This is a genomic window from Streptomyces sp. NPDC006365, assembly GCF_042870755.1.
Taxonomy (GTDB): domain Bacteria; phylum Actinomycetota; class Actinomycetes; order Streptomycetales; family Streptomycetaceae; genus Streptomyces; species Streptomyces xiangluensis.
The window spans coordinates 452591-478361 of the sequence record NZ_JBIAHS010000004.1; the positions used below are offsets into that span (position 1 = coordinate 452591).

The 25771-nt window shown below is 69.3% G+C and carries 26 protein-coding genes and 3 tRNA genes; 17 read left to right on the plus strand and 12 right to left on the minus strand.

All coding sequences use genetic code 11. The annotated features are described in order from the left end of the window. Positions 1 to 37 precede the first annotated feature (37 nt). Positions 38 to 502: an SSI family serine proteinase inhibitor gene (locus ACFYO0_RS15275; RefSeq protein WP_388675140.1), complete on the minus strand. Its 465-nt coding sequence runs from the start codon at positions 500 to 502 to the stop codon at positions 38 to 40. Between the two features lie 238 nt (positions 503 to 740). On the opposite strand from ACFYO0_RS15275, the gene ACFYO0_RS15280 reads away from it, so the two are divergent. Both ACFYO0_RS15280 and ACFYO0_RS15285 read left to right on the plus strand, forming a co-directional pair. Next, positions 741 to 831, plus strand: a tRNA-Ser gene (locus ACFYO0_RS15280). 197 nt (positions 832 to 1028) lie between these two features. Then, a tRNA-Arg gene (locus ACFYO0_RS15285) sits at positions 1029 to 1101 on the plus strand. Positions 1102 to 1553: 452 nt separating this feature from the next. On the opposite strand, the gene ACFYO0_RS15290 is transcribed toward ACFYO0_RS15285, so the two are convergent. Continuing rightward, on the minus strand, positions 1554 to 1739 hold the full coding sequence (locus ACFYO0_RS15290) for a hypothetical protein (RefSeq protein WP_388675142.1): 186 nt from the start codon (positions 1737 to 1739) through the stop codon (positions 1554 to 1556). Positions 1740 to 2218: 479 nt separating this feature from the next. Here ACFYO0_RS15290 and ACFYO0_RS15295 point away from each other — a divergent pair, with 479 nt between their 5' ends. After that, positions 2219 to 2653, plus strand: a complete 435-nt coding sequence (locus ACFYO0_RS15295) for a glycosyltransferase (RefSeq protein WP_388675144.1) — start codon at positions 2219 to 2221, stop codon at positions 2651 to 2653. After that, the gene (locus ACFYO0_RS15300) at positions 2650 to 3390 is read left to right on the plus strand and encodes a glycosyltransferase family 32 protein (RefSeq protein WP_388675147.1); all 741 of its coding nucleotides are present in this window, start codon (positions 2650 to 2652) and stop codon (positions 3388 to 3390) included. The genes ACFYO0_RS15295 and ACFYO0_RS15300 overlap by 4 nt, the downstream gene beginning before the upstream one ends. A gap of 281 nt (positions 3391 to 3671) precedes the next feature. Here ACFYO0_RS15300 and ACFYO0_RS15305 read toward each other — a convergent pair whose 3' ends face one another. Further along, positions 3672 to 4094 carry a hypothetical protein gene (locus tag ACFYO0_RS15305; protein ID WP_388675150.1) on the minus strand — a complete coding sequence of 141 codons (423 nt, stop codon included), beginning with the start codon at positions 4092 to 4094 and terminating at the stop codon, positions 3672 to 3674. A gap of 162 nt (positions 4095 to 4256) precedes the next feature. Between ACFYO0_RS15305 and ACFYO0_RS15310 the strand changes: the two genes are divergently transcribed. The 10 genes from ACFYO0_RS15310 (at position 4257) to ACFYO0_RS15355 (ending at position 15693) form a co-directional block, all read left to right on the plus strand. Beyond that, positions 4257 to 4589, plus strand: coding sequence for a GYD domain-containing protein (locus ACFYO0_RS15310; protein ID WP_388675477.1), 333 nt, complete (start codon positions 4257 to 4259; stop codon positions 4587 to 4589). A 97-nt stretch (positions 4590 to 4686) separates the two neighbouring features. Further along, positions 4687 to 5571, plus strand: a complete 885-nt coding sequence (locus tag ACFYO0_RS15315) for a DUF2797 domain-containing protein (protein ID WP_388675153.1) — start codon at positions 4687 to 4689, stop codon at positions 5569 to 5571. Positions 5572 to 5625: 54 nt separating this feature from the next. Then, positions 5626 to 5976 (plus strand): antibiotic biosynthesis monooxygenase family protein, encoded by a 351-nt coding sequence (locus ACFYO0_RS15320; RefSeq protein ID WP_388675155.1) that lies wholly within the window; start codon positions 5626 to 5628, stop codon positions 5974 to 5976. Then, entirely contained in the window at positions 5927 to 6931 is a 1005-nt protein-coding gene (locus ACFYO0_RS15325) for an amidohydrolase family protein (RefSeq protein ID WP_388675157.1), read from the plus strand. Before ACFYO0_RS15320 ends, ACFYO0_RS15325 begins: the two co-directional genes overlap by 50 nt. A 163-nt stretch (positions 6932 to 7094) precedes the next feature. Then, positions 7095 to 7835 carry a response regulator transcription factor gene (locus ACFYO0_RS15330; RefSeq protein WP_328770423.1) on the plus strand — a complete coding sequence of 247 codons (741 nt, stop codon included), beginning with the start codon at positions 7095 to 7097 and terminating at the stop codon, positions 7833 to 7835. Beyond that, on the plus strand, positions 7832 to 9433 hold the full coding sequence (locus ACFYO0_RS15335; RefSeq protein ID WP_388675159.1) for a sensor histidine kinase: 1602 nt from the start codon (positions 7832 to 7834) through the stop codon (positions 9431 to 9433). Before ACFYO0_RS15330 ends, ACFYO0_RS15335 begins: the two co-directional genes overlap by 4 nt. A 14-nt stretch (positions 9434 to 9447) precedes the next feature. Next, positions 9448 to 10845, plus strand: coding sequence for a glycosyltransferase (locus ACFYO0_RS15340; protein ID WP_388675161.1), 1398 nt, complete (start codon positions 9448 to 9450; stop codon positions 10843 to 10845). Continuing rightward, on the plus strand, positions 10842 to 13028 hold the full coding sequence (locus ACFYO0_RS15345; protein WP_388675164.1) for an ArnT family glycosyltransferase: 2187 nt from the start codon (positions 10842 to 10844) through the stop codon (positions 13026 to 13028). Before ACFYO0_RS15340 ends, ACFYO0_RS15345 begins: the two co-directional genes overlap by 4 nt. Before the next feature lie 298 nt (positions 13029 to 13326). Then, positions 13327 to 14838 carry an MFS transporter gene (locus ACFYO0_RS15350; protein ID WP_388675166.1) on the plus strand — a complete coding sequence of 504 codons (1512 nt, stop codon included), beginning with the start codon at positions 13327 to 13329 and terminating at the stop codon, positions 14836 to 14838. A gap of 96 nt (positions 14839 to 14934) precedes the next feature. Continuing rightward, a complete protein-coding gene (locus ACFYO0_RS15355) occupies positions 14935 to 15693 on the plus strand; it encodes a TetR/AcrR family transcriptional regulator (protein ID WP_388675169.1) in 759 nt (252 codons plus the stop codon). 417 nt (positions 15694 to 16110) lie between these two features. On the opposite strand, the gene ACFYO0_RS15360 is transcribed toward ACFYO0_RS15355, so the two are convergent. After that, positions 16111 to 16581, minus strand: coding sequence for a PPOX class F420-dependent oxidoreductase (locus tag ACFYO0_RS15360; protein ID WP_388675172.1), 471 nt, complete (start codon positions 16579 to 16581; stop codon positions 16111 to 16113). A 69-nt stretch (positions 16582 to 16650) separates the two neighbouring features. Between ACFYO0_RS15360 and ACFYO0_RS15365 the strand changes: the two genes are divergently transcribed. Further along, positions 16651 to 17040, plus strand: coding sequence for a hypothetical protein (locus ACFYO0_RS15365; protein WP_388675175.1), 390 nt, complete (start codon positions 16651 to 16653; stop codon positions 17038 to 17040). Positions 17041 to 17074: 34 nt separating this feature from the next. On the opposite strand, the gene ACFYO0_RS15370 is transcribed toward ACFYO0_RS15365, so the two are convergent. Then, on the minus strand, positions 17075 to 19576 hold the full coding sequence (locus ACFYO0_RS15370; RefSeq protein WP_388675178.1) for an MFS transporter: 2502 nt from the start codon (positions 19574 to 19576) through the stop codon (positions 17075 to 17077). A gap of 23 nt (positions 19577 to 19599) precedes the next feature. Beyond that, complete coding sequence (locus ACFYO0_RS15375) at positions 19600 to 20067, minus strand: MarR family winged helix-turn-helix transcriptional regulator (protein ID WP_388675180.1); 468 nt, start codon at positions 20065 to 20067, stop codon at positions 19600 to 19602. 304 nt (positions 20068 to 20371) lie between these two features. Here ACFYO0_RS15375 and ACFYO0_RS15380 point away from each other — a divergent pair, with 304 nt between their 5' ends. Beyond that, positions 20372 to 20566, plus strand: coding sequence for a hypothetical protein (locus ACFYO0_RS15380; RefSeq protein WP_388675183.1), 195 nt, complete (start codon positions 20372 to 20374; stop codon positions 20564 to 20566). 35 nt (positions 20567 to 20601) lie between these two features. Here the strand turns inward: ACFYO0_RS15380 and ACFYO0_RS15385 are convergent, their stop codons facing one another. After that, positions 20602 to 20892 carry a hypothetical protein gene (locus ACFYO0_RS15385; RefSeq protein ID WP_388675185.1) on the minus strand — a complete coding sequence of 97 codons (291 nt, stop codon included), beginning with the start codon at positions 20890 to 20892 and terminating at the stop codon, positions 20602 to 20604. Between the two features lie 700 nt (positions 20893 to 21592). On the opposite strand from ACFYO0_RS15385, the gene ACFYO0_RS15390 reads away from it, so the two are divergent. After that, entirely contained in the window at positions 21593 to 22501 is a 909-nt protein-coding gene (locus ACFYO0_RS15390; RefSeq protein WP_388675187.1) for a S1 family serine peptidase, read from the plus strand. A 137-nt stretch (positions 22502 to 22638) separates the two neighbouring features. Here ACFYO0_RS15390 and ACFYO0_RS15395 read toward each other — a convergent pair whose 3' ends face one another. The 5 genes from ACFYO0_RS15395 to tadA form a co-directional block, all read right to left on the minus strand. Further along, the gene (locus ACFYO0_RS15395; protein ID WP_388675189.1) at positions 22639 to 23544 is read right to left on the minus strand and encodes an RNA polymerase sigma factor SigF; all 906 of its coding nucleotides are present in this window, start codon (positions 23542 to 23544) and stop codon (positions 22639 to 22641) included. Positions 23545 to 23788: 244 nt separating this feature from the next. Then, the gene (locus ACFYO0_RS15400; protein ID WP_388675191.1) at positions 23789 to 24640 is read right to left on the minus strand and encodes an RNA polymerase sigma factor SigF; all 852 of its coding nucleotides are present in this window, start codon (positions 24638 to 24640) and stop codon (positions 23789 to 23791) included. A gap of 190 nt (positions 24641 to 24830) precedes the next feature. Next, positions 24831 to 25010 carry a hypothetical protein gene (locus ACFYO0_RS15405; protein WP_344394665.1) on the minus strand — a complete coding sequence of 60 codons (180 nt, stop codon included), beginning with the start codon at positions 25008 to 25010 and terminating at the stop codon, positions 24831 to 24833. A gap of 164 nt (positions 25011 to 25174) precedes the next feature. After that, positions 25175 to 25259, minus strand: a tRNA-Ser gene (locus ACFYO0_RS15410). 71 nt (positions 25260 to 25330) lie between these two features. Beyond that, the gene (gene tadA / locus ACFYO0_RS15415) at positions 25331 to 25762 is read right to left on the minus strand and encodes a tRNA adenosine(34) deaminase TadA (RefSeq protein ID WP_388675194.1); all 432 of its coding nucleotides are present in this window, start codon (positions 25760 to 25762) and stop codon (positions 25331 to 25333) included. Between the last annotated feature and the right edge of the window lie 9 nt (positions 25763 to 25771).

Genomic DNA, 25771 nt, shown 5'->3' on the forward strand with positions numbered 1-25771 from the left:
CGTCCGCGGCCCTCCCCTTCAGCAGGCCGGGGGCCACTCAGGAACCGAGCCCCGGAAGTACGGGCACCATGGCGTCCCACCGCGCGATCTCGCACCCGTCACTGCGCTCGTACGTGGCGTCGACCGGCCGACCGGCCCACGTACCCGTGACGCGAGCGGTGGCCGGACCGCCGTACTGCATCGTGCACATCCCCTTGGGCTCGACGGGCGCGAACGGGTCCTCACCCCAGCCCGTCCCTCTGTCCAACCGCTCGCAGGCGCCCTCAGCGTCGGGATGACTACCGCCCTGCGGGTGACACTCCAGCTCGTACGTCCCGTCCAGCCCGTCCCCCGCGTCGCTGATCGTCACCGTGAGGTGGTCGCTGTCGGGAGCCGGCGGGGGCATCTGTGGAAGCGGCGCTGACGGAAGCGGTTCGGCGTACGCGGCCGGGGGCGCCGCTGCGAGCACGGCGAGGGAGGCGGCGGCGGAGGCGGCTGCGGTGAGGGCGACACGGCGGAACATGGGGGGCTCCACGGGGTGGGGGGCGGGATGATCGGGCTGTGGTCGGTTCTGTGGTCGAATCGCTGGTCCGGGGCGCAGGCCCCATCCCTTTAACGCTGCCCGTCCCGCGACGTTGCGCCGCGTTACGCCTTTGCCCTTCGCCCTTTCCGCCTAGTACCGTGGGGGGCGATTGGTGACACCCCGCTGGGCTGTGTCATCATCTGCACGCACCACTCGCGCTCGCGCGGGAGGCTGTGCTGGAGGCGTCGCCTAGTCCGGTCTATGGCGCCGCACTGCTAATGCGGTTTGGGACTTCAATCCCATCGAGGGTTCAAATCCCTCCGCCTCCGCCTCATGATCCTGAAGCCCTGGTCACGACTGGCCGGGGCTTCGGTCGTTCATCGGCCCTTCCAAGGCCGTTTCCGCAGGTCATGCAGGGTCCGCTAAACGGATTTCGCCAGGCGCCACCAGTCATGTAATGTTGTTCCCGCAACCCCGACCGGGCCCAAAAGCCCGCCAGGAAGAGCCAACACAACAGAACACACAGGCACTCGTAGCTTAACGGATAGAGCATCTGACTACGGATCAGAAGGTTGCAGGTTCGAATCCTGCCGAGTGCACACGGAAGTACCAGGCCAAGGCCCTGATTCCTCTTCGGAGGGTCGGGGCCTTCGTCGTGATCTCTCACAATTCCTCACATCCGCTGTTGATCTTGCCTGGCTGAGCAGCTCGGCGAGCTTGTCCGAACCCGCCATCAGGGGCTGCGGATCGGGGCGCACGTAGGTCCGCTTCGTGAAGCCGAGGTCCGCGTGACCGGCCCACGCCGACACCACCGTGTCGGCGACGCCGTTGTTCGCATCCACGACAGGCAGGAATGGCGAGTGCCGTACAGCCGGACCCGGCGCACACCTCGGATCGCATCCGGTTGTACGCCCGGCGCCTGAGCCAGTCCGTCCTGACCGCGCGCCTCAGCCCGTCGACGACCACCCGGCCGGACGTCTCGAAGGCATCACCGCGGCGAGGGCCTCCCTCGCCCGACGGGCCCGGAAACGCCCGATGGTCACGTACCGTGCTACGTCCTCCCCGGCGCGAACACACGGCGCCGGACGCCGAGGTCGAGCACGGTGCGCAGCCGACCGAGCGTCAGTTCCACGGTCCGCACGCTCAGTCCCGTGCCGGGCGTCCCGCCAAAGCGCCTGGCGCTGGTCAGCATCCAGTCGATGCGCCCTTCCACGTCCTCATCGGTGAGCTGCCGCACGGGCCGAAGGGGATCCTCCCGCCCGAGCCGAGCGCAGCCGGTTCGATGGTGGGGGCGCGTCCCGGGCGTCGCGACGCCGCGGAGATCCACCAGAAGCCCGACGCGGGGAATGGACTCGGGGAAGCCGTACATGGCAGACGGCCGCTGGTGGCCGTCCGGTACGAGCGGCTGCCCGCACCACCCAAGACCCGCAGGACCTGCCTCTTGGTGGCCCTAGGGGGCACCCGGGAATGGGTGAGCCGGGGCGACACGAACAACGAGTGCTTCGACGTACCGCAGATGTTCTGCGAGCCCTGATGCGTCTCGGCGCCACAGCGTTCCCGAAAGCGGTTACCAATAGGCCAACCGTTCGAGAACAAGATGGTAAGCAAGCCCAACCATTACGCCAACTCCCCGGTCTAGCCCACTGTTAGCTGGATGAGACGGAGATACGGGGACGCATGCAAGTTTCCTCTGCGTTACACAATGATTACGGAATCGTGGGCACGATCCGGACGACGTGCAACCTTGCCAAGCAGCACGACGTCGAGATCGCCTCGGTGCCATACGGGGAGGGCCGCTACGGCAAGTGCGGCGTGCTCACCGACCGCCGCATCGCCGAGCACCGCTCCACGGTCGAGGTCAAACGCTGCGGCCTGCCCGTCGTTGCCGCGGACTGCGCGCACGGCCCGGGGGAGATCACCGACAACGGCGTGGATGGACGTCTCGTCCAGGTCGGCAACGTCGGGGCCATCGCCGAGGGCCTGCTCGAACTGATCAACAACAAGGCGCTGCAGCATCGGAGCGCGGGTGCGGTGCTCAAGGACTCCGAGTGCTTCGACCCGGCCGGGATCGCCGAGTGCTATGAGCCGATCACCGCTGCACCGCAGGCGGCCGACTTCTTCAACACCATGGTCCGCTGGGAGGCGCCGTGATTCGCAACAGGTTTCGAACGTCCAACACTGCCGCCGCCACGGCCACATCGGCGAACACCACGCAGGCCGGCATTCCCAAACTGATTCACGTCATATGGATCGGCAAGAAGGCCTTCCCCTACCGGGACAACTTCCGCACCTGGAAGAAGCACAACCCCGACTACCAGGTCCAGCTCTGGACGGACAAGAACCTCCCCGCACTGCACAACCAGTGGGTCTACGACGCCCTCGCCGACCAGCCGCCCGCCGTACGGGCCGATCTTCTCCGCCTAGAACTCCTCGCCCAGTACGGCGGCATCTACACCGACGCCGACTCCTGGTGCACCCAGCCCATCGCCCCCCTGATCGACGGCCTGACCCTGTTCGGTATGACCGGCAACAAGGGCAACGTCCAGAACGCCACCCTCGGCACCGTCCGGGACCACCCCGCCTACCGCATGATCGTCCAAGGCGCCGGAGCACGCTACCTCCGCCTGGCCTACCTCAAGCGCAACACGACGGAGAAGTACGAGGTCTTCGACATCTTCGGCACCCGCTACATCACTCCCATACTGCGTTCCTTCCCTGACTTCACCCAGATCGATCATGGCGCGGTCAGGGGAAGTCGCCGTCTGATAGTCGTTGAGGGCCAAGACGACACCAGCGAGGCATTCATCGTCCACGCCAACGCAGTCAGTTGGAAGAAGCCGGGCGGCGACAACCGGCTCACGCTCACACCGGCCCGCCCCGAAATGTAGAGCAGGTGGTCGCATGGGGCGTGCGCTGGATGCAGGAGCTGCGCCCGGACGAGTTCGACCCCGTGCTGCTGGCGCCCGACGCTGTGCTACGGCCTGGTACGCGCGAGCGCCCCATGGTCCTCATGGACCCCACGGACGGCCTTCATGCCACTACGGATCAGAAGGTTGCAGGTTCGAATCCTGCCGAGTGCACACAGGCCAGAGGCCTCGGAGTAATCCGGGGCCTCTGGCGTTTTCGGGCCGTACCGCAGCGAAGTCCACCAAGGGGCTGATGCCGGCCGTCAGCTGGGCCGGTAGTGAGCGGCAGGTGGCCGCAGCCGATGATCAGTAGCAGTGGCGATCACGGCGGAAAGGACGGCGGTCGCGGCGAGGGTCCCCATCATGATCAACCCCACGCCGACCGCGAAGAGGCCGGTGGTGTCGTCCGACCAGTCGTAGAAGGCGGCGGTGGTCAGGCCGGCCGTGGGGCCGAGCACAGCGCCTACGAAGTAGCGCCGGGATGCCGCCCAGCACACCGGCACCAGCAGAGTCAGCACCAGCCCGATCACTTGCCACGCCTCGTACGGGCCGGTCATCGTGCCGTCGGGCTGCAGGTCGTATTGCTGGTCCCAGCCCAGCCAGGCAGCCCACATCGCTATCGAGATCCCAGCCGTCGCGAGGATCGACAACAGCTGGAGAACGGGTTTCCGTAGTCCTTGGCTCATCTGCCAAGCGTTTCGGCTGACGCCGTCACCGACCAGGGCACAAGTACTCAGCACTCCCTGAGTACTTCGGGGCGACCGCGGCCGTTCGGAGGATACGCGGGGCGCCTCCGGCGGGATTTCTCCCCGCGATGGCATCCCTTGAGGGGACGAAAGGGAGACATGATGCCGCTCTATCTATCGAGGTTCAGCTATACGCCGGAGACTTGGGCGAGGCTGATCGGTCACCCGGAGGACCGTGCGCAGGCCGCTCAGTCGTACATCGAGTCCGTCGGCGGGAAGCTCCATGGCTTCTGGTACGCCTTCGGCACGCACGACGGCTACAACCTGTGGGAGGCCCCGGACAACGTGTCCATGGCCTCGGTGGCGCTGGCGATCAGTGGAGGCGGCGCGCTCAGCTCGTTCGAGACGACCGTCCTCCTGACCGTCGATGAAACACTCGAGGCCCTGCGCACAGCCGGGCAGGTCCAATACCGGGCGCCCGGCGCGTCCACATAGACGGCGGCCCTGGCCGCAACAACGGCATACACAGGTGAGAGGTCCCCGGCGAATCACCGGGGACCTCTTGTCAGTGGTGCCCTTTACGCTTTCGGTGATGGCACAGGTGTGGAGATGTACGGGGCTGCGGTGGGGTGTCGAAGGGCCCGTGCTCGGGTGGGGTGGCGGGCGGACCAGCGCGTTGTCGTGGGGGAAGCGGGTGGCGTTCGCGGTGGTCGACGGCGGTGTGCGGACGTGTGTGGGGGCGCGGGGGAACAACTGTCCCGTGCGGGCCGTCGTGTCCGGGCGGAGTGTCGGGGCGCAGTGTGAGGAGTGTGCGCGGCTGGAGCGGACGCACTCCGTCGCCGCCGACACCGTCGCCGATGATCCGCGGCCGTATCACGTGTATCTCGCGTGGTTCGGGAGCGGGATGGTCAAGGTCGGGATCACCGCTGTGGAGCGGGGAGAGGCGAGGCTGCTGGAGCAGGGGGCCGTTGTCTTCAGCTGGCTGGGGCGTGGGCCCTTGATGGCCGCCCGGCGGAGTGAGGAGTTGTTGCGTACGGCGCTGGGGGTGCCGGACCGGATCGCGTACGACGCCAAGCGGGCCGTACGCGGTGCGTTGCCGGAGGCGGCGGTGCGGGCGGGCGAGGTCGAGGCGCTGCATGCGAAGGCCGTGGGGCTCGGTGGCTGGCCGGAGGCTCTGGAGCGGATGCCGTTCGTGGCCGCCGATCATGCCGGGGTGTTCGGGCTCGACGGGTTGCCCCCGGCTGTGGGCGTGGTGAGTGAGCTCGTGGCGGGAGGTGTCGTGTGGGGTGAGCTGGTGGCTGCCGCCGGGCCCGATCTGCATCTGGCCGGCGAGCGTGGGGTCGTCGTGCTCGACACGCGGCTGATGAAGGGGTGGGAGCTGAGTGCCGCCGGTGAGCGTGAACCGGCCGATGCGGTGACGATGCCCGTGCGGGAGTTCGGGGGGTTGCAGGGCGGGATGCAGGACGGGCTCTTCTGAAAGGCGCTGAATGTCACTGGACGTCATGCGGGGTGCGCGCCGAGAGTGGGTGACATGAGCGATCAATCCAGTGCGCCTGTCGCCGCGCAGGAACCGCCGTACTACGTCGTCGTGTTCACCTCCGTGCGGACCGAGGGGGACAACGGATACGGCGAGACGGCCGACCGGATGGAGGAGCTGGTGCAGGAGATCCCGGGGTTTCTCGGGATGGACTCGGCGCGGACGCCGGGCGGGCTCGGGATCACCGTCGGGTACTTCCGGGATGCCGAGGCCATCGAGGAGTGGCGGGGCGACATGGAGCACCGGGCGGCCCAGAAGCAAGGGCGTGAGAGCTGGTACGAGAGTTACACCGTCCATGTCGCCAGGGTCGAGCGAAGCCATGGGTTCCGGCGTGGGCAGGGCTGAGGGGGAGGAAGGGGCGGCGGCCGGGCCTTCGCAAGAAGGCGCCGAAGCCCGGTCAGCTTCGGACGGCGCTGACGTCCGGTCGACTCAAGAAGGCGCCGAAGCCCGGCAGTTCTGGGAGGGGCTCGGGCTGCCCGGCCTCGTCGACGTGCACACCCACTTCATGCCCGAGCGTGTTCTGCGGAAGGTCTGGGAGTACTTCGACGCCGTCGGTCCACTGACCGGCCTGGACTGGCCGATCACCTATCGGGGCGAGGAGGATGAACGGACCGCTGTCCTCAGGCAGTTCGGGGTGCGCGCGTTCACCGCCATGCTCTACCCGCACAAGCCGGGCATGGCCGAGTGGCTGAACGAGTGGGCCGTCGACTTCGCTCACCGGACCCCTGACTGTCTGCATACGGCGACCCTGTTCCCGGAGCCGGGCGTGGCGTCGTATGTGCGCAGGGCGGTGGACGACGGGGCCCGGGTCTTCAAGGCGCACGTACAGGTGGGGGCGTACGACCCGGCGGACGAACTCCTCGATCCCGCCTGGGGGTTGCTCGCCGAGGCCGGGATACCCGTCGTGATCCACTGCGGGTCCGGGCCCGCGCCCGGCAAGCACACCGGGCCGGAGCCGATCCGGCGGGTACTCGCTCGGCACCCCCGGCTGCGGCTCGTCGTCGCGCATATGGGCATGCCCGAGTACGAGGACTTCCTTGGCCTCGCCGAGCGGTACGGCGAGGTGCGGCTGGACACGACGATGGCGTTCACCGACTTCAGCGAACGGTTCGCGCCTTTCCCGCGCCGGGCGCTGCCCCGGCTGGATGCCCTCGGCGACCGGATTCTGTTGGGCTCCGACTTCCCGAACATCCCGTACGCGTACGTCCATCAGCTCCAGGCACTGGAGCGGCTCGGCCTCGGGGACGACTGGCTGAGGGCGGTCTGTTACGGGAACGGGGCGCGGCTCTTCGGGCTGTGAGCGTCACTTCTCGTCCGGCGGCCCGGCGGCCCGGCGGCCCGGCGGCCCGGCAAGCCGGACAAGGGGTTTCCCAGGAGTGCCCTGAGTGGCTCCTGTGTGTTTCTCAGGTAATTCACAGGTTCCCGCAAGGGTGTTCTCAGAGCCGCCCAGCAATGTGTCGGCTATGACCACGACCTCGCCCCAGGGGCGCACCGAACTGCTGAGGCCGGACGGGAGCCCGGTCCGCGTGCTGGTGGTGGACGACGAGCAGTCGATCACCGAGCTGTTGTCCATGGCCCTCCGTTACGAAGGCTGGCAGATCCGCAGCGCGGGGGACGGGACCGGGGCGGTGCAGACTGCCCGGGAGTTCCGGCCCGACGCCGTGGTGCTCGACATGATGCTGCCCGACATGGACGGGCTCGCCGTACTGGGCCGCCTGCGCCGCGAACTGCCCGACGTCCCCGTCCTCTTCCTGACGGCGAAGGACGCCGTCGAGGACCGTATCGCCGGGCTGACCGCGGGCGGCGACGACTACGTCACCAAGCCGTTCAGCCTGGAGGAAGTCGTCGCGCGGCTGCGCGGGCTGATCCGCCGCTCCGGCGCCGCCGACCGGCGCTCCGACTCCACGCTCGTCGTCGGCGATCTCATGCTGGACGAGGACAGCCACGAGGTGTCGCGTGCCGGGGACAACATCCACCTCACCGCCACCGAGTTCGAGCTGCTGCGTTTCCTCATGCGCAACCCGCGCCGGGTGCTCAGTAAGGCGCAGATCCTCGACCGGGTGTGGTCGTACGACTTCGGCGGCCAGGCCAACGTCGTCGAGCTCTACATCTCCTACCTGCGCCGGAAGATAGACGCCGGGCGCGAGCCGATGATCCACACGCGGCGCGGAGCCGGTTACCTGATCAAACCCGCGGCGTCGTGAGCGGACGACGACAGCTGCGGAAGCAGCGGCGCCGACAGCCTCGGACGCTGCGGACGCGGCTCGTCGTCTCCGCGGTGGCGCTCATCGCTGTGGTGGCCGCTGTGATCGGCACGGTGACGACCATCGCGATGGGGCAGCGGCTGAACGACCAGCTGAACGACACGGTCACGGACGTCGCGAAGCGCGCCGGCGGCCCGCCGCAGATGGCCGACGACCCGAACTTCCGGAAGCCCGAGGACCCACTCGACTTCGTCACCAAGGGTCCGCAGGAACTCGGCACGATCGGCGCCGAGGTCAGCGACGGTCAGATCTCGAGTGCGATCCGCAGCGCGGAGTCAACGAACAGCTTCAACGGCGAATCGGCAGCAATCGAACTCACCGACACGCAGCGGTCCGAGCTCGCCCGCGTTCCGCGCGACGAGAAGAAGAAGCACACGATCACCCTGACTGACCTGGGTGAGTACCGCGTGCAGTACACGAAGGGCCCGAAGGGCGACTTCTACGTCGCCGTGCCCACCGAGTCCGTCACCGAGACCCTCAACACCCTCATCCTCGTAGAGGTCAGCGTCACCGCCGCCGGACTCGTCGCCGCCGGTATCGCCGGGTCCGTGCTCGTCGGCGTCGCCCTCCGACCCCTACGCCGAGTCGCCGCCACCGCCACCCGCGTCTCCGAACTCCCCCTCCACAGCGGCGAGGTGACCCTCAACGAGCGCGTCCCCGAGTCCGAGACCGACCCCCACACGGAGGTCGGGCGGGTCGGCGCCGCCCTCAACCGCATGCTCGACCACGTCCACGGAGCGCTGCACGCGCGCCAGGAGAGCGAGACACGGGTACGGCAGTTCGTCGCGGACGCCAGCCATGAGCTGCGTACGCCCCTCGCCTCCATCCGCGGATACGCCGAACTCACCCGACGCGGAAGGGAGGAGACCGGCCCCGACACCCGGCACGCGCTCGGCCGGATCGAGTCGGAGGCCGGGCGGATGACCGGGCTCGTCGAGGACCTGCTGCTGCTCGCCCGGCTCGACGCCGGCCGCCCCCTCTCCTACGAGCACACCGATCTGTCCCCGCTGGTCGTGGACGCCGTGAGCGATGCCCGCGCGGCCGGGCGCGAGCACAACTGGCGGCTGGAGCTGCCGGACGAACCCGCGCTCGTGCAGGCCGACGCCGCCCGTATCCAGCAGGTCATGGTGAACCTGTTCGCGAACGCCCGTACGCACACCCCGCCCGGCACCACGGTGACCGCACGCGTGCATCGGCGGGGTTCCTGGGTGTGTCTGGACGTGCAGGACGACGGGCCCGGCATTCCGCCGGATCTGCTGCCGCGTGTCTTCGAACGGTTCGCGCGGGGCGACTCGTCGCGCTCGCGTGCCTCCGGGTCCACCGGTCTGGGGCTCGCCATCGTGCAGGCCGTCGTGGCCGCGCACGACGGTACGGTGACGGTCGACAGCGTGCCCGGGCGGACCGTCTTTACCGTGCACCTGCCCGCGCTGGCACCCGAAGCGCCCCATTCTCATGAGGCCTTCATTTCGGAAACAAATTCGCAAACGTATCCACAGGCACAGCACAGCACGACCACATGGGTGCGACAGGGCGCTTGACGACAGTCGTCGTCATGCGAACCGAACCTTCTCCCGGCTCCCTGCCGGCGCGGGAGCACCTCCCGGCCGGGAATGCCGGTACGCCTGTCCTGGACGTGGTGATCCCCGTCTACAACGAGGAGAAGGACCTCCAGCCGTGCGTGCGCCGACTGCACGAGCATCTCGCGCGCACTTTCCCGTACGCGTTCCGCATCACCATCGCGGACAACGCCTCGACGGACGCCACCCCGCTGGTGGCGGCGCGGCTGGAGGCGGAGATCCCGGAGGTCAGGTCCTTCCGCCTGGATCAGAAGGGCCGCGGCCGGGCCCTGCGGACCGTGTGGTCCGCCTCCGACGCCCCGGTCCTCGCCTATATGGACGTCGACCTCTCCACCGACCTCAACGCACTGCTCCCGCTGGTGGCCCCGCTGATCTCGGGCCACTCCGACCTCGCGATCGGCTCGCGTCTGGCCCGCTCCTCGCGGGTGGTGCGCGGCGCCAAGCGGGAGTTCATATCCCGTACGTACAACCTGATCCTGCGGGGCTCCCTGCAGGCACGCTTCTCCGACGCCCAGTGCGGTTTCAAGGCGATCCGGCGCGAGGTGGCGCAGGTGCTGCTGCCGCTGGTCGAGGACACCGGATGGTTCTTCGACACCGAGATGCTGGTGCTGGCCGAACGGGCCGGACTGCGTATTCACGAGGTGCCGGTCGACTGGGTCGACGACCCGGACTCGACCGTGCACATCGTGAAGACCGCGACCGACGACCTGAAGGGCGTGTGGCGCGTAGGGCGCGCCCTCGCGACCGGCTCGCTGCCGCTCGACCGGCTCGCCCGGCCGTTCGGTGACGATCCGCGCGACCGAGAACTGACCGGCGTACCCACGGGACTCGCCCGCCAACTCGTCGGGTTCTGCGTCGTGGGCGCGCTGTCCACGCTGTTCTATCTGCTGCTCTACAGCGGCTTCCGTACGTTCACGGGGTCGCAGTTCGCCAACGCGCTCGCCCTGCTCGTCTCGGCGGTCGCCAACACGGCGGCCAACCGGCGCCTCACCTTCGGCGTCCGCGGCCGTGAGCGGGCGATGCAGCACCAGGCCCAGGGCCTGGTCGTCTTCGGTATCGGCCTCGCCCTGACCAGTGGCTCGCTCGCCGCGCTGAACGCGGCGACGACCGACCCCGGGCACTCCACCGAACTGGCGGTGCTGATCGCCGCCAACCTCGCGGCGACGGTGCTGCGGTTCCTGCTCTTCCGGGCGTGGGTGTTCCCGGAACGGGACGAGCACACGCCGTCGAACGTCGTCGTCGCGCACACACCTGGCACGCCTGTTCACGCGACGACGCCTCAATCTCCGTACGCCAACCGAACCTGGGGGGACGCGACCGTGCAGATGCGGCCGGTGCGCCCGAACGATCACGATCTGAGGAACGCACGATGACGACGACTCAGCCGACTGCCGTACAGGAGACGGTCGTTCCGGCGGCGCCCACCGTGGCCCCCGAGGACGGCAGCCCCAAGCGTCCCTTCGTACGCCGCCTCTGGCGCGGGCGGCCCGAGGACCACCGCTGGGTGCGGCCCGCGTTCCTCGGCGCGCTGCTGCTGATCGGCGCGCTGTACACCTGGAACCTCACGGCCTCCGGGTACGCCAACTCCTTCTACTCCGCGGCCGTTCAGGCGGGCAGCCAGTCGTGGAAGGCGTTCTTCTTCGGCTCTCTCGACTCGGCCAACGCCATCACCGTCGACAAGCCCCCGGCTTCGCTGTGGCCGATGGCGCTGTCGGTGCGGCTGCTCGGCCTGAACTCCTTCGCGATCCTGTTCCCGCAGGTGCTCATGGCCGTCGCCACGGCGGGAATGCTGTACGGGGCTGTGCGCCGCCGGTTCGGCGCCGCGGCCGGCTTCATCACGATGGCGGTCTTCGCTCTCACGCCCGTCGCCGCGCTGATGTTCCGCTTCAACAACCCGGACGCGCTGCTCGCGCTCCTCATGGCCGTCACCGTCTACTGCGTGCTGCGCGCCATGGAGAAGGCCCGGACGAAGTGGCTGGTGTGGGCGGGTGCCGCGGTCGGCTTCGCCTTCCTGGTGAAGACCCTCCAGGCCTTCCTGATCCTCCCGCCCCTCGCGCTGATCTACGTGCTCTTCGCGCCGACGACCCTGCGCAGGCGCATAGGCCAGGTCCTCCTCGCGGGCCTTTCGATGGTCGTCGCGGGCGGCTGGTGGGTCGCGATCGTCGAACTGTGGCCGACCTCCTCGCGCCCGTACATCGGCGGCTCGCAGAACAACTCCTTCCTTGAACTGACCTTCGGCTACAACGGACTCGGCCGCATCAACGGCGAGGAGACCGGCAGCGTCGGCGGCGGTCAGGGCGGCGGCTGGGGAGAGACCGGCTGGGACCGCATGTTCAGCTCGAACATCGGCGGCCAGATCTCCTGGCTGATCCCGGCGGCCCTGATCCTGTGCGTCGCGGCCGTGGTCCTGCTGTTCCCCCACTCTCGGCTCCGCTCGAGCGGGGGGACCCCCATGGCCGGGCGTACGGACACGGCCCGCGCCGCGTTCCTGGCCTGGGGCGGCTCGCTGCTGATCACCATGATGATCTTCAGCTTCATGCAGGGCATCTTCCACGAGTACTACACGGTGGCCCTCGCGCCCTACGTCGCACCGCTGATCGGCATGGGCGCGGTCGTGCTCTGGGAGGAGCGCGGCAAGACGTGGGTGTCGCTCACGCTGGCGGGGGCGATGACAGCGACCGCGGTGTGGGGGTACGTCCTCCTCAACCGCTCCTCCGACTACCTGCCGTGGCTGAAGTGGCTGGTCCTGGTCGGCGGCCTGGCCGCCGCGCTCGGCCTGATCTTCGCGAACAGGCTTGGTCGTCGACTGGCCATGGGGGTCGTGGGGTTGAGCTTCATCACCGCGCTGGCCGGTCCGACGGCGTACACGCTCACCACGCTGAACGAGGGCCACTCCGGCTCGATCGTCACGGCCGGTCCGACCGTCGCGGGTGGTCGCGGCGGCCCCGGCGGTGGCGGTATGGGCGGCGGTCCCGGTGGCACGGGTGGCGCTCCCGGCGGTGTGCCCGGCCAGAACCAGCAGAACGGCAACGGGCAGGCGGGCCGGCCCCCGACCGGCGGATTCCCGGGCGGCGGCACGCCCGGCGGAGGCCAGAACCAGCAGGGGCAACAGGGCCAGAACCAGCAGGGTGGCACGCCCGGTGCGCAGGGCGACGGCGGAGGCATGGGCGGCGCTGGCGGCATGGGCGGTCTGCTCAACGGTGCGACCGTCGGCGACGAGGCCAAGGAGCTGCTGGAGGCGAACTCCGGTGACTACACCTGGGTCGCCGCGGCCATCGGCGCCCAGAACGCCGCGAGCTACCAGCTCGCCACCGGCGACCCGGTGATGGCGATCGGCGGCTTCAACGGCAGTGACCCGTCGCCGACGCTGGCCGAGTTCAAGCAGTACGTGGAGGACGGCAACATCCACTACTTCGTCGCAGGCGGCGGCATGGGCCGAGGCGACGACAGCTCCGGCACCGGGTCCCAGATCAGCGAGTGGGTGCAGGAGAACTTCCAGGAGGTGACGGTGGGTTCGGCCACGTTCTACGACCTGACGCGGCCGACGAGCAGCTGACACCCGGCAGGTTCACGAGGGCGGTGGGGGGGGGGGGGGGGGGCGCCCCCCGCCCCCCCCCCCCCCCGGCGGGGGGGCCCCCCCCCCGCCCGCGGGGGGGGGGGGGGGGGGGGGTGGGGGCAGGCCCACGCGCGCCGCCCCCGGGTGGTGCGGGGGCCCCGCCGCCCCCCCCCCCCCCGCCGGGTGGGGGGGGGGGGGGGGGGGCCGGGGGGGGCCCCCCCCCCCCCCCCCACCGCCCTCGGCGTACGGCGCGAAACCGCGTTGTACACCGTATGGGAGCTGTTCTACGGTGTACAGCATGACCACGTCCCCCCAGGAAGAAGCCCAGGTCCAGGAGCAGGCGCAGCCCCAGGGCCATCCCCAGCGCTGGCTGATCCTCGGTGTCATCTGTCTCGCGCAGCTCACCGTGCTCCTCGACAACACCGTCCTTAACGTCGCGATCCCCTCCCTCACGGACGAGCTGGGCGCGAGCACCGCGGACATCCAGTGGATGATCAACGCCTACTCACTCGTGCAGTCCGGACTGCTGCTCACGGCGGGCAGCGCCGCCGACCGTTACGGCCGCAAGAAGATGCTGGCCGCGGGACTCGTCCTCTTCGGCACGGGATCGCTCTGGGCGGCCTTCGCCCAGTCCTCCACGCAGCTCATCGCCGCCCGTGCGGGCATGGGCGTCGGCGGCGCGCTGCTGATGACCACGACGCTCGCCGTCGTCGTGCAGATCTTCGACGACACCGAGCGCGTGAAGGCGATCGGCCTCTGGTCGACGATCAACTCTCTCGGTTTCGCGGCCGGTCCGCTGCTCGGCGGATTCATGCTGGACCACTTCTGGTGGGGATCGATCTTCCTGATCAACATCCCCGTCGCGCTGATCGGCCTGGCTGCGGTCATCAAGCTGGTGCCCGAGTCCAAGAACCCGAAAGGCGACCGCCCCGACCTCCTGGGCGCGCTGCTCTCGACGATCGGTATGGCCTCGGTGGTCTACGCGATCATCTCCGGGCCCGAGCACGGCTGGACGTCGGCGCAGGTCCTGGTGGCCGCGGCCGTCGGCGTGCTGGTCCTCGGCGCGTTCGCGCTCTGGGAGCTGCACATCCCGTACCCGATGCTGGACATGCACTTCTTCCGCAACCAGCGCTTCATCGGCGCCGTTGCGGGCGCGATCCTGGTCGCCTTCGGCCTCGGCGGCTCTCTCTTCCTCCTCACCCAGCACCTCCAGTTCGTCCTCGGTTACGAGCCGTTGGAGGCGGGCCTGCGGCTGGCGCCGCTCGCCGTGACCGTCGTGGCACTGAACCTCACGGGCGTCGGCGCGAAGCTGCACGCCAAGCTCGGCACACCCGCGACGATCGCGGCGGGCATGAGCCTGCTCGCCGGAGGCCTCGTGGTGATCGCGCTGCTCGGCGGCGACGACTACAACGGCATGCTGGCGGGCCTCGTCATCATGGGCGCGGGCATCGCGTTCGCCATGCCCGCCATGGCCAACGCGATCATGAGCGCCATTCCGCCGGAGAAGGCCGGCGTCGGAGCCGGGATCAACGGCACCCTCGCCGAGTTCGGCAACGGCCTCGGCGTCGCGGTCCTCGGCGCGGTCCTCAACGCCCGCTTCGCCGCGCTCATCCCGGTCGCCGCGGCCTCACTTCCGGCGGCGCTCGCCTCCGCCGGGTCGGCCGGGGAGCGGGCGCGGATCATGGACGCGTTCTCCTCCGGCCTTGAGACCAGCCAGCTGGTGGGGGCGGTTGCCGTGCTCCTCGGAGGGCTGCTGGCGGCCGAGTTGCTGCGGCGAGCGGAGCGGGCGGACTCCGCGGTGACTGCGTAACGATGTCGCGTACGAGGCACGCATAGCATCAGGCGACAGTGATACGCGCTGTGTATCGAGTACGCGCTGGATATCGAGCTCCGAGGAAGGTGCGCCATGGTGAGGGCGGGCGACCGGGCCAAGGGTCCGGCGCGGACCAGCGTCTGGCTGGAGGGCAGGCAGCGGGCTGCACGCGGCGGTCAGCCCTCCGGGCTCGACCGGGACCGGATCACCCGGGTGACGGTGCGGCTGCTCGATGCCGAGGGGCCGGCCAAGTTCTCCATGCGTCGGCTGGCCGCCGAGCTGAACGTGACGGCGATGTCGGTGTACTGGTACGTGGACACCAAGGACGACCTGCTCGAACTCGCCCTCGACTCGGTCTTCGGCGAACTCGAACTGCCCGACCCGGAGTCGGGCGAGGACTGGCGCGATCAGCTGCGCGCGCTTGCGAGTGGGTACCGGGCGCTGCTGGTGCGCCACCCCTGGGTGTCGCCGCTGATCGGCAGCTTCCTCAACATCGGCCCGCATTCGATGGCGTTCTCGCTGTGCGTGCAGCAGGTGATGCGCAATACCGGGCTGCCGGCGCACGGTCAGATGGGTGCGATCGCGGCCGTCTACCAGTTCGTGTACGGCTTCGGGACGATCGAGGGGCACTTCGTGCAGCGGTGCGCTTCCGCGGGCATGACACAGGACGAGTACTTCCACCGGGCCATGAGCACGATCCGCGAACAGCCCGAGTTCGCCAAGAACTTCGAGAGCGCCACGGATCTCATGGAGGCGCGGGGTGGCGACACGGTGGAGGAGATGCGCGAACGTGATTTCAGGTTCGCGCTGGAGCTTCTGGTGGCGGGAATCGAGGCGATGACGCTCCGCTGAGGGCGCGGTTCGTAAGCTGCGGGTTCGTTGTGGCTGGTCGCGCCCCGGAGGAGCCGCAAATGTCACAGCCTCGCGCCCCTGGGTGGTCGGTGGGTCGGGGCCGTGGGCCGGTGCGTCAGCCCGTCGCTGGGTGGGCATACGGCCCTCCGGCTCCCACACGGCGCGGGTGGCCTGAGACGGAACCTACGCGACGGGCATACGACGCACCGGCCCACCTCCCCTCCCGCCGGTGGGAGAGCGCGGGTAGTTGGGGGTACGGGCTTGCAGGGCGCCGGGCCTCAATTTGCGGCTCCGCCGCGGGGAGCGACCAGCCACGACGAACCGGCAGCCGCGACACGACTGTCACCCCCACCCCCCTGGCGGGGGCCTGGGGCGCAGCCCCAGGGATGGGACGGGTAGGGGCGGCGGGGCGAAAACCTACTCCTGCGGAGCCAGCCGCGCAGGAAAGCCGCCGGTCGCGACCGGCCCCCACCGCACAGGCGTGACCCGGATGATCGACTTGCCCTGCTTGAGCATCGCGGCCCGGTACTCGTCCCAGTCCGGATGCTCGCCCGCGATGTTCCGGTAGTACTCGACGAGCGGCTCGACCGAGTCCGGCGGGTCGATGACCTCGGCCGTGCCGTCGATCTGGACCCAGGGCCCGTTCCAGTCGTCGCTCAGCACGATGAGGCTGACCCGCTCGTCCCGCTTGGCGTTACGCGTCTTGGCCCGTTCGGGATAGGTCGAGACGACGATCCGGCCCGCGTCGTCGACACCGCAGGTCAGCGGAGAGCCCTGCGGGCTTCCGTCGGCCCGCCGGGTGAGCAGGACGGCGCGATGGCGGGGACGTACGAAATCCAGCAGATCGTCGAGGGAGACGGAGGTGTTCGTAGCGATGTTCGGTGCCATGGGGGCAGCCTAGGGTGAACGGTCGCCGAACGCCTGACGCGTGGGCCCGCGGGGCCTACGCTGGCGGGCATGGCAGCCGGTGACCTCAGCCCCGACGAGCAGTGGCCGCTGCCGCCAGCCTGGATGTGGGACTGCGCCGAGTGCGTCCGGCTCTACGAGGCGATGAAGCACGTCCAGGCGGTCATCGCCGGACTGCACGCCACCGAGGGGTACGACGTCGACTGGGACTTCACGGACAGCGTCGTGGGCACGCAGATCAGCCTCAGCCGCCACCTCGCCGACGCCCACCCTCAGGAACTGCCCGAGTGGGATCCCGCCTGCACGACCTGCGCGGGCCACCGCCAGGCCCTCGCCAGAACGGACCGCGCGCCCGAAACCCGCGCAGGGACGGAGATGGTGGCCGAGGAACACCGGGCCCGCCACCTGTTCGCCCCACCCCGCATGGTCGGCCTGATGTAAACCGGATCGTGCGTCGAGTCCCCGTGGCTTCGAACTACTCGCCCGGATGGCCGAGTTCGATGTCATGGTCGTCGACGCCGCACCCGTTCACGGTCAGCGCCGTGGCCACCGGCGGGTAACCCGTCGCGATGACGGTGTACTCCCCGCTGTCCAGATCGGCGAAGGCGTACGCCCCGTCCTCCCCGGTCTTAGCGGTGGCGACCACGTTGCCCGCCGCGTCGACGAGCGTGACCCGGGCATCGGCGAGAGGTCCGTGCGCTGCCCGTACCGTCCCCCGCAGCCCGGCGCCCGCCGTGAGGCCGACCTCGACACGGGTGACACCGGTGCCGTTGACCTCGACCGGCAGGGCGGCCGGCCGGTGACCCGCCGCGTTCACCGCGACGGTCACGGTGCCCGGGACCAGTCCGGCGAAGTCGAACTCGCCCTGCTCGCCGGTGTTTCCGGTGGCCAGCACGTCACCGCGTACGTCCGTGACGACGACCATGGCGTCCTCGACGGGCGTACCGGTCCCGGCGTCCCGCACCACACCACTGAGCCCGCTCGTACCGCTCACGAGGATGTCGTACGAAAGCGGCTCGTCGTTCACGACGATCGTCGAGGCCTGCGGCTGGAACCCGTCGGCAGAGGCGATCAGGACGTACGACCCCACCCCCGGCGCGTCCAGCGCGTAACCACCGTCCGCCTGTGTGACCGAGCGGCCCAACTGCCGTCCCCCGAGGGAGATCAGCGTGACGGCGGCCCGAGCGACGGGCGTGCCCTCGGCACCGCGTACGCACCCGCGCACAGGAATGTCACCACCCGAGCCACCGGATTCCGCGACGTCGTCTGTCGCGGCAACAGGGACCGTCTGCTGGACAGGGACCTCCTGCTCAGCCGGAGCCGCAGTCGAAGCCTCGGCAGTCTGCGCCATGGCGCCCCGTGTCCTCAACGGAACCTCCTTGATGAAGAGGGCCATGAGGAGGGCGAGCAGTGCCAGAGGCGCGGAGTACAGGAAGACGTCCGCGACCCCGTGCCCGTACGCGCTCTCCACGACCGTGCGGACCGGCGCGGGCAGCGCGCCCAGGTCCGGGATGCTCCCGTCGCCCGTGCCGGCGTGCCCGAAGGACGCGGCCTGTGAGCCGAGGCCCGCGAGGCCGTCCTTGACGTAGTCGGTGATCCGGTGGGCCAGGACCGCGCCCAGCGCCGAGACGCCCATGGCACCGCCGAGGGACCGGAAGAAGGTGACCGTGGAGCTGGCGGCGCCCAGGTCGGTGGGGTCCACCTGGTTCTGCGTGCAGAGCACCAGGTTCTGCATCATCATGCCGACGCCGAGGCCCAGCAGCGCCATGAAGATCGCGATGTGCCAGTACTCGGTGTCGTACCGCATCGTGCCCAGCAGGCCGAGACCCGCTGTCACCAGCACCCCGCCGCCGATCAGCCAGCCCTTCCAGCGCCCGGTCCGGGTGATGACCTGGCCGGAGATCGTCGAGGCGACGAACAGGCCGCCGATCATCGGGATGGTCATGACGCCGGACATGGTGGGCGACTTGTCGCGGGCCAGCTGGAAGTACTGGCTGAAGAACACAGTGCCCGAGAACATCGCGACACCGACGAAGAGCGAGGCCAGAGAGGCCAGCGTGATGGTGCGGTTGCGAAACAGCCGCAGCGGGATGATCGGCTCGCTCGCCTTCGCCTCGACGAGCACGAAAAGCAGCCCGAGGGCGACGGAGCCACCGACCATCGCATACGTCTGCCAGGACAACCACTCGTACTTGTCACCGGCGAAGGTCACCCAGACCAGCAGCAGGCAGACCGCGGCGGAGATGAGGAAGGCGCCGGCCCAGTCGACCTTGACCTTTCGCCTGACGACCGGGAGGTGCAGGGTGCGCTGGAGCACGATCAGGGCGATGACGGCGAACGGAACACCGACATAGAAGCACCAGCGCCAGCCCAGCCAGCTGGTGTCGGTGATGACACCGCCGACCAGCGGGCCGCCGACCATCGCGGTGGCGAAGGTGGCACCGAGGTAGCCGTTGTACCGGCCGCGCTCCCGCGGGGCGATCATCGCCGCCATGATGATCTGGGCCAGTGCGGACAGCCCGCCCATGCCGATGCCCTGCACCGCGCGGAACGCGATGAGCGTGCCGGGGTTCTGCGAAAGACCGGCCGCCGCCGAGCCCAGCACGAAGATGACCAGGGCCACCTGGATCAGCAGCTTCTTGGAGAAGAGGTCGGCGAGCTTGCCCCACAGCGGGGTGGATGCCGTCATCGTCAGCAGCGACGCGGTCACCACCCAGGTGTAGGCGCTCTGGCCCCCGCCGAGGTCGCCGATGATCCTGGGCAGGGCGTTGGAAACGATCGTCGACGACAGGATCGCGACGAACATGCCGAGCAGCAGCCCGGTCAGCGCCTCCATGATCTGGCGGTGCGTCATCGGAGCGCCCGGAGTGCCGTCGGTGGAGCCGCCTCCGGAGTGCGATGGGGGTCCCCCCGCTCGAGCGGAGCCGAGAGTGGGGGAGTGAGAGCCCCGCACAGCGGTCGGTGCGGTCGTGGCCATGGTCTTCCTTTTCCTACGTTCCGTCATGTCACGTCTGGTGCGGGGGTGGACGCCGTCGGCCGGCACTCGTTGAAACTGGCACGCAGCCGTCCGAGCAGGGAGTTGAGCTGCTCGACCTCGTTGTCGGACCAGTCCCCCAGGTAGTGGGCGAGCGCCCGCGTGTACCGCTCGGCGATCTCGGCGAGCATGTGCCGCCCTGCGGGAGTGAGCCGCAAGATGCGCGACCGCTTGTCGCCGGGGTCGGGGGACCGGTCGATCCACCCGCGCTCCGCGACATGGGCAACATGCCGACTGGTCACCGACATATCGATGGCCAACAGCTCCGCGAGCCGGCTCATCCGCATCTCCCCGTGCCGCTCAAGGAGCGTGAGCACGGCAGCGGCCCCTGCGGGGCATTCGTGCGGCAACATCCGCCCGAGCCCGCGCTTCACAGCTCCGATGGCGCTGAGCTGGCGGGCGAGCTCCTCGTACTGGTTGCGAGCGGCGGCCATCACACCCTCCTTTGTTGCTCTAGGCAACCATAGAAGTATTTGGTTGTTACAGGCAAACTAATCTGGGTTGCGGGGGTCTAAAACCTTGGCAAAGGGGGGCGCCACGGCGGGGAGCGGCCGGTCGTTCGGAGCACGGTCCAGCCACAGCCAGCCCGTCCGGCGCCTGAGGACGAGGCCGTTCAGGCCGACACAGGGGGCCGGGGGCGGAGCCCCGGTGACGGCGACACCAAGTCAGGGTGACCAGTACCCGCAGACGGACCCCAGCACTTGGGCAAGCCGGAGGCATTCGCTAGGGTCCAGGGCCATGGCAAACACCCAGGGCCCCCAGGGCAACAACGACCCCGCGGGCAGCACCCAGATGTTCCGCGCCTTCGTCGACGAGGCCCCGCAGGGCCGCCGCCAGCAGGCAGCTCCGGCAGGCCCCCGCATCGGCGTGATCGTAGGCGTGATCGCCGCCGTCGCGATCGTGGCCGGCGTGGCCTGGCTCGCGTTCATGTAACTCGGGTACGGCGACAACTCCCGTACGCCGGAGCCCTACTCCCACCGCACGGACACGTCACGCGTCTCGATGTGCATGCCCAGCGGCACACGCCACGCGTCGACGCACACCGTCCAGGTCTTCTCCTTACGCGCACCCGCGCCGACGGGTGCGGGAAGCTTCTCGGCCGACTTGATCGTCGCCCAGTCGATGCCGAGCGAGTCGATGATGTGCGTCTCGAAGGTCACCGTGCCCGAACGCACCGCGCTGCCCCCGGTGTTGTGGAAGTCGAGGGTGACCTGTTCGCACCAGCGTTTGTCGGTGGGTTCGCGTGCGGGGTCGCTCACTTTCAGTGCCGCGGGTGTATTGGGCGCCGTACCGCTGTCGCCCTCACCCGCAGACGACGAAGGCGCCGGACTTTCTTCCGTACGTCCCTCTCCGCGCCCCTCCGTGCGACCGGAACCGCCCTCGCCGCCTGACGTTCCCCGACCCGCGGACGGGGAAGGACCAGCCGCCGGTTCCGTCCCCGGCTCCCGGGCTCCGCCAGAACCAGCACCATCGCGATCGGGCGCCCCCTCCGGCCTCCCGCGCCCGCCATCGCCATTGGAGCCCGACGCCCCCTCCAGCGGTACCAGCGAAACCTCCCCCGTAGGAGCCGCCCCCGCCCCGGACGCCGGAGTCGAACCACCGGCCGCCCCCACCGCGACGTACCCCTCGTCATCGCTCCCGTCGCCCCCGCACGCGGCGAGCACTCCGCCCAGACACAACGCGACCGCCGCCGAGGCACCGGCCACGGCGCCCCGGCGGCCACGTATCCAAGTCACCTGACGCATCGCGCCAGTGTGGCTGACGATACGTCAGATAGAAAGAGACGGATGGGCATCGAGTGTTCCCACGAGTGAACCTTCGCCCCACGTTTCTCGTCTGACAGAACGCCATGCCACTTCCGTCGGGTGACTCCCTTGCGGTTCGGGCAAGTTGGGACGCGAGGGCGCGTCCGGTCGGGGTGGTCAGTACTTGGTACAGAACGTCTGGAGACACCCCCACATGCGTCTTTCCCCCACTCGCATTTCCCCCACTCACAGAACAGCGGTCCGGCGGATTGCCACCGGCGTCATCGCGGCCGGTGCGGCACTCGGGCTCGCGGCCGCGTCCGTAGGAACGGCCCATGCCGCGGATTCCGCGGACCGCGGCCGGCCGGGCACCCGCATCATCGGCGGCACCGAACAGCCCGACGGCAAGCACCCGTTCATGGCGGCGCTGCTGGCGAAGGGCGGCGGCAACGCCCACGACCGGCAGTTCTGCGGCGGCAGCCTGCTGGAGGCCGGCGTCGTGATGACGGCCGCGCACTGCGTCGAGGGCACGAAGCCCAAGGAGATCGAGACTGTCGTCGGCCGGACCGTGCTGTCGAAGAAGAACCAGGGCCAGCTGCGCGATGTCGCCGAGATAGTCGTCCACCCTCGCTACGCCAAGGGAGAGGGGGCGTACGACCTGGCCCTTCTGATGCTGAAGGAGCCTGTCGAGGGCATCGCCCCGGTCAACCTGCCGACCTCCGGCACGGACGCGCTCATCCGTCCGGGTGCCAAGGCCACCGTCATCGGCTGGGGCAACACCAACACCGAGGTGCCGACTCATCCGGACCGGTTGCGCGCGGTGGACGTGCCGATCGTGTCGCACATCGAGTGCAAGGCGTCGTACCCGCAGTACGACACCAAGGTCAACATGTGCGCCGGCGTCGAGGGCAAGGACTCCTGCCAGGGCGACAGCGGCGGGCCGATCTTCCGCAAGCTGCAGGGCCGCAAGGGCGTGTTCCAGGTCGGCGTCACGTCATACGGCGACGGGTGCGCGGCGCAGGGGGCTCCCGGCGTCTACACGTACACCGGGTCCGCGAAGCTGTGGGACACGCTGGAGGAGTCCGCGGCGGGCAAGCGGGCGCTGAGCAAGCTGGGCCGGTGAGCCGTACGTTGAGACAGCCGCGCCTCTGAAGGCGCGCAGGTCCCGAACCCCGTACGAACCCCCATGCGGACGGGGCTCGGGACCTCCCGACAGCCTTCGACCCAACAGCCTTGGACGGACGCGTCCGCCTGGTCCGACTAGTCCGAGATCAGGCCGTCCCGCAGCTGCGCCAGCGTCCGCGTAAGCAGCCGGGAGACGTGCATCTGCGAGATGCCCACCTCGTCGCCGATCTGGGACTGGGTCATGTTCGCGAAGAAGCGGAGCATGATGATCTGGCGCTCGCGGGGCGGGAGTTTGGCGAGCAGCGGCTTGAGGGACTCGCGGTATTCGACGCCCTCCAGGGCCGTGTCCTCGTAGCCGAGGCGGTCCGCCAGGGAGCCCTCGCCGCCGTCGTCCTCGGGGGCCGGGGAGTCGAGCGAGGACGCGGTGTACGCGTTGCCGACCGCCAGGCCGTCGACCACGTCCTCCTCGGACACGCCCAGTACGGCGGCGAGTTCGGGCACCGTCGGGGAGCGGTCCAGCTTCTGGGAGAGTTCGTCGCTCGCCTTCGTCAGCGCGAGCCGCAGCTCCTGGAGCCGGCGCGGAACGCGGACCGACCACGAGGTGTCGCGGAAGAAGCGCTTGATCTCGCCCACGACCGTCGGCATCGCGAACGTCGGGAACTCCACGCCTCGTTCGCAGTCGAAGCGGTCGATCGCCTTGATCAGGCCGATCGTGCCGACCTGGACGATGTCCTCCATGGGCTCGTTGCGGCTGCGGAAGCGGGCTGCCGCGTAGCGAACGAGCGGGAGGTTGAGCTCGATGAGGGTGTCTCGGACGTAGGCGCGCTCGGGGCTGTTCTCGTCGAGTGCGGCTAGCCGCAGGAACAGGGAGCGGGACAGGGTGCGGGTGTCGATGGCTTCCGAGGTCGGGCGGGCCGGGGCGGGAGGGGCCGGGAGGACCGCTACATCGACAACCGGTACATCGACACTGTGAAGCACGTCGGGCGCGGACTCGCTCTGCGCGAGCTCAAGCACCTTCGAGCTGCCCTGATCTGCGGACATGCCACCCCCTTTGGGTCGCGGACGGTCGCGGCGGACGCTCCCGTCGAAGGAACGCAGCCTCCACCTGAATACCGGAGGCAGAGCTGCGGCAAACGCGCTTCCGGAAGAATGTCACATGTCGGCAACACGCTGAAGTGACTTGTCGACTCCGAGAGGGGTAATCGGCCCTGGATAAAGAGGGTCTGGCCGTTTTTCGCCGCAGAGCTGTCGGGAAATCACCTTGAGAACGATTCGCTCCTGCGAGCTACGACTCGATCCTGTTTGCGGATCTCAGACGGGCGAAACTCCGGGCGAGCAGCCTTGACACATGCATCTGGGAGACACCAAGTTCGGCACTGATCTGCGACTGGGTGAGATTGCTGTAGTAGCGCAGCAGCAGGATGCGCTGTTCCCGTTCCGGGAGTTGGACCAGAAGGTGGCGTACGAGGTCGCGATGCTCGACTCCGTCCAGCGCCGGGTCCTCGTAGCCGAGCCGGTCGAGCAGGCCCGGCATCCCGTCACCTTCCTGGGCCGCCTCCAGGGAGGTCGCGTGGTACGAGCGTCCGGCCTCGAGGCAGGCCAGTACCTCCTCCTCGGCGATCCGCAGCCGCTCGGCGATCTCGGCGGTGGTGGGCGAGCGCCCGAACGCCGTCGTGAGGTCCTCGGTCGCGCTGTTCACCTGCACCCACAGCTCGTGCAGCCGGCGTGGTACGTGCACGGTGCGGACGTTGTCGCGGAAGTACCGCTTGATCTCGCCGACGACGGTCGGCATCGCGAAGGTCGGGAACTGCACGCCGCGGTCCGGGTCGAAGCGGTCGATCGCGTTGATCAGCCCGATCGTGCCGACCTGGACGACGTCCTCCATGGGTTCGTTGCGGCTGCGGAAGCGGGCGGCGGCGTAGCGCACGAGCGGCAGATTGGCCTCGATGAGCGCGCTGCGTACGCGATGGTGATCGGGCGTGCCCGGCCGCAGCTGCTTCAGCTCCCCGAAGAGCACCTGTGTGAGCGCCCGGGTGTCGGCACTGCGACGTCTCTCGGGGGCAGGAGCAGGCGCCGGGGCATCTTCCTGGGGCGGCGCAGTACTGGCCGACACGGTCAACGCCACCTCTTTGTCCATCAACTCTTGCAAACCGTGCAACTCATCCGTCAAAAGCGGTCATAGCATCACAAGACATGTCCACTGTGTGCAAGCACCGCAAAGAGTGGTGTTGATTCCCAGACGGGGCCGTAAGGAGCATTTCAGCCCCGCATCATTCCGATACGGGGCTGTGGCTGGGGCTGTACGAGGCGACGCGTGGCCGTACGCCTCAGTCGTTGGCCCCATTGGCGAGCCAGGTCATGAAGTCGCCGACGGCCTGAGCGGCGTTCGATATGCCCTCGAACCCCATGGTCATGTAGTCGCCGGCCTTGTCCGGGTCGGTGATGATCACGTACAGCACGAAGACCACGAGCGCATAGATGGCGATCTTCTTCGAATTCACCGCCATCGCGGCCTCCCCTGTGCCTGCTTCGCCGTCTGGTACCCCTGCTGCCGGCGGCGAGTGTATCTCGGCCACTTGCCCCAACATCGTTCGTGTGCACGACACCCGGTCAATCTCCACGGTCGGGGCACGCACGAAGGGCCCCATCTCCAGACGGGGCCCTTCCGAAGCGGTAGCGGAGGGATTTGAACCCTCGGTGACTTGCGCCACACTCGCTTTCGAGGCGAGCTCCTTCGGCCGCTCGGACACGCTACCGGGAGAGATCCTAGCCCACGTTGGGGTGTGCGCTGAAATCCGTTTCGAGGCCGGTTCGGGAGCGGGCCGGGTCAGCGGTCGCGGAAGAAGTCGGTGAGCAGGCGGGCGCACTCCTCGCCGAGTACGCCGCCGATCACTTCGGGGCGGTGGTTGAGGCGCCGGTCGCGTACGACGTCCCAGAGGGAACCGGTCGCGCCGGCCTTCGCGTCGCGGGCGCCGTAGACGAGGCGGTCCACGCGGGACTGCACGATCGCGCCCGCGCACATCGTGCAGGGTTCGAGGGTCACGACGAGCGTGCAGTCCGTCAGCCGCCACTGCCCCAGCTCGGCGGCGGCGCGGCGGATGGCGAGGACCTCGGCGTGCGCCGTGGGATCGCCGGTGGCTTCGCGTTCGTTGTGCCCGGCGGCGAGTACCGTCGTCCCGTCCGCGGACAGGACGACGGCGCCGACGGGGACGTCCCCGCCCCGGACGGCCAGTCGTGCCTCGTCCAGGGCGAGCCGCATCGCGGCCCG